The 3,495-nt window shown below is 66.4% G+C and carries 1 protein-coding gene and 2 pseudogenes; 2 read left to right on the forward strand and 1 reads right to left on the reverse strand.

Annotated elements, in window-relative coordinates:
• A pseudogene (locus ACIRJP_RS38930) lies at window positions 1–1,475 on the reverse strand (hypothetical protein); the annotation flags it as partial.
• Between the two features lie 525 nt (window positions 1,476–2,000).
• On the opposite strand from ACIRJP_RS38930, the gene ACIRJP_RS38935 reads away from it, so the two are divergent.
• Window positions 2,001–3,170, forward strand: a complete 1,170-nt coding sequence (locus tag ACIRJP_RS38935; protein ID WP_404185297.1) for an RICIN domain-containing protein — start codon at window positions 2,001–2,003, stop codon at window positions 3,168–3,170.
• A 128-nt stretch (window positions 3,171–3,298) separates the two neighbouring features.
• Window positions 3,299–3,495: pseudogene (locus ACIRJP_RS38940) on the forward strand (IS6 family transposase); the annotation flags it as partial.

Here is a 3,495-nt window from a genome sequence, read left to right on the forward strand (position 1 = left end):
GAGTCCGCGATCGCCTTCGCGTTCTGCTTGCGCAGCTTGTCGGTGCGGTCGGTGACGCAGGTGTCGAACCCGCCGCACTCGGTGCGGGCCTGCTGGTAGAACGGGTCCGCGTTGGACTTGTCGGCGACTGCTTTCGCGGTGTCGAGCGCCTTTTGCGACTTGATCAGCTCAGGAGCGACTTGGCGGGTGGCGTCCTGGGTGAATCCCTTGGAGGTGTCGAAGGCGCGGAAGAGGACCTCGATGTCGTTGTTGTCCTTGATCTCGTTGTAGTCGTCGATGATCCGTTTCGCCAGAGCTGGGTCCTTGCGTGCCTGCTCCAGCAGCTGCTGGTTCCTGCTGTCCAGGTGGGCTGCGTAGTCCTGGCTGATGCCGTCGGCAATGACCCCGGCGATGGCGTCAGCCATCTGGTTGGTTCCCGTGCTGCCCCGGAACCCGCCCTTCGGGGTCTTGAGACTGCCCCACCCCTTCCAGGACGTCATGGGGTCGGGGGTAGTCGAGCTGGTGGTCTTCTTCGACGTGGTCGTGGGCCCGGTCACGGTCGAGCCGGTGGTCTCCTTCGACGTGGTCGATGTGGTCGGTGTGGCCGTCGGGTTGGTGGAGCTCGGTCCCTTCGGAGGCTGCTTCGGGTCGCGTGGTGTTGTACGCGTGCCGCCGGTGTCGCCGTCGTCGTCGGGCGGCCCCTGGAGCCGACGGCGGTCGGCCTCGGCCTCGGCCAGGTTCGCACGGGCCGTGTTCAGCTGCCGCTGCTTCTCCCGGCGGTCCGGACGGGACTTCTTCGTCTCTTCCTCAAGACTGGTGATCTTGTTTTTGAGGTCGCTGATCTTCGTGTCGAGGCCCTGGATCTTCGCCTTGACGCGTTCTGCGTCCGGCTGGGTTCCCATCAGCTTCCGGTACCGCTTGGCCACGTCCTTTTCCTGCTTGCGGGCTACTTCCCGGTCGCTCTCGAGCTCCTCCCGCTCGGCGAGGGTCTGGGCCTTGGCGATCTTCTGGTTCAGATCGTGGATCTTTTTCCCGGCATCGGTGAGCTGCCGCCGCAGCCCGTCGGGAGTCTCCTGCGACCGCCGGATGAATTCCTCTGCGTCCTGCACAAAATTCGGCACATCGTCCTTGAACGAGAGGCTGACGCTGCCCTTCTCCAACTTGGCGAAGACACGCTTGGCGAAGATCTGCCGGAGCAGCTTCCACTTGTAGTACGGGTCGTGACCGTCCAGCGTGGCCGCGACCCAGTTCTCGTACATCTGCCACTGCAGCCTTTCCCAGCGGCTGGGCTCACGACCGGAGTCCGAGGCCGGGCTCGGCGGGGGCGGCGCGGCCGACGCCGTCGCCGCCGGCCCGACCAAGGTGAAGCCGACCACGGCGATGACGGCCACCAGAGCCATCCGCAAGGACACCGGCCAGCGGCGGGGCTCACGAGCCAGCCACCGGCCGGCCCCGCTCCCCCGGCGGGAAACGGTCTTACGCGAAGAGATGTTCACGGGATTCCTCCTGAGACAAGGGCAGGCGGGGTGCCCGGCGGCCGAACCCGCCACGGCTTCGAGTTCCGGCTTCACTCCGCGGTCCTGGACTGCTGGAGGAAGCTCCCGCACCTGATGCCGTCGAGCGGCTGCGGAGCGGTACGAGAAGCGTCGCGGGGCCACCGACCCCCGCACAACGGATCAGGGCGTCCGGGACAGTCCGGGCCCGTCCGCGCAGGTCAAAGGCCCTGTCCGTGAATTGCAGTCACGGGATCCGGCAAGGGGACAGCCGGGCCCGGACGGCCCCGGACGGATCCGGACTGCCCGGGCCGCCGCAAGATCCGGCGGGACACTGCTGAGCCGGAACAGCCTCCTTCCGGGCCGCGAGTCGTCGGCTCTTCGAAGGAAGTCGTGGTGGAACAGCGGACATTGCCCAGGCCTTCCCGGCGCGTGCCGGAGCACTCGGCGGCGCGTCACTCTGGACTCTTGGGCTGCTGGCATCCGCACTAATCTGTGGGCGACAGGTGAGCAACCAGGGGGCACGGGATGAGGCCTGATCCGAGGGCTGCGCGTACGCCGGCAGAGTTCGTCGCCATGATGCGGCAGTTACGCAACTGGGCCGATCTCAGCTTCCGCACGCTGGAACGCAAGGCGCGCGAAGCCGGCGACACACTGCCGCGGACCACGATCGCCGGTGTTCTGGCACGCCAAGACCTCCCCCGTGAAGAGGTTCTGACTGCCTTTGTTCGGGCTTGTGGCGGCGACGCCGTCACCATCGACGCCTGGCTGGACACCCGCCGTCGACTGGCCACGAGCCTGGAGACCCTCGCGCCGGCCAGAGTTGATGAAGAAGACGAGGCCTTGCCTGTCCCGGAGCCCGGTCCCGTCGCCGGCACGGACACAGCCCCCAGTCACCTCACTGGCACCGAAACCGCAGGCGGTGAGGGCGAGACTTCAGCAGAAGCGCTGCCCCCTGCGCCGGCGTCCGCAGAGGCCGAAGGCCGCAAATCCCGTACTCGTTATCTGCCGATGACACTCGTCGGCACCTTCGCCGGCGCGGGAGCGGTCCTGTTCGTGCTCTGGCCAGGCGGCGACAAACCCGTCAGCACGCAGCCCAGCGACGGCCCCCGTTCCCCCTCCCCCTCCGCGAGTAAATCGCTGGCGACGTCCTCCCCGCCTGTGCTTCCGCCGGGTATTTACCAGATGCGTACCGCGGACGGCCGTTGTGTGGCTGAACGAAGGCCGCCCGAGGAGAAGGGCATGGCCGGGAGCGAATACTTCTTCTTCCAGACGTCTTGCACGACAGGCGAAAGCACCAAGGTCAGGCTGGACGAGTCCAAGGGCACCTACCGGATCGTCTTCCCCGGAAGAGATGGCGAACCGGACCGTTGCCTGGGCATCAACGATGCGTCGACGGCCGACGGAGCACCGGCGTCGATCATGCACTGCGGCCCGGACTCCGACGCAGGCGACGGCCTCGGTCCGGACAGAGGCCACGGCTTACGGGAAGCCGAGCAGTTCCGGCTCAAAAAAGTCACCGCCCACGGCGGAGGATTCCAGATCAGAGCGGAACACCTCCGCTTCGTTCCACAAGACCAGAGACCGGACCTCTGCCTGGGATCCCCGGATGCCGACACCAGGAATTGGTCCGACATGGGCCAGTTGAGATGTCTTTCATCAGCCCGACAGATCTTTCAGTTCCTACCTGCGAAATGACTCGGTCACGGGCCGCGGTCACCCCGTACGGGGTGACCGCGGTGCGGTCGCTGGCGCGCCGACGTTGTCACGTTAACTGACCGGCCTGGGATGATCTTGGAGTTGATCGTGCCGGAAGGGGTTCGCTCGTGTCGTCCGCGTCACCGTCGTACAAGGGGCACCGGTACCCGGTGGAGGTGATCGCGCACGCGGTACGGCTGTACTTCCGCTTCCCGTTGTCATTCCGTGACGTCGAGGAACTGATGCTCGAGCGCGGCGTGATCGTTTCCTACGAGACAGTGCGTCGCTGGTGTCTGAAGTTCGGGCAGGCCTATGCCGACGGACT

This window comes from Streptomyces sp. NPDC102437 (genome assembly GCF_044765565.1).
Lineage (GTDB): Bacteria > Actinomycetota > Actinomycetes > Streptomycetales > Streptomycetaceae > Streptomyces.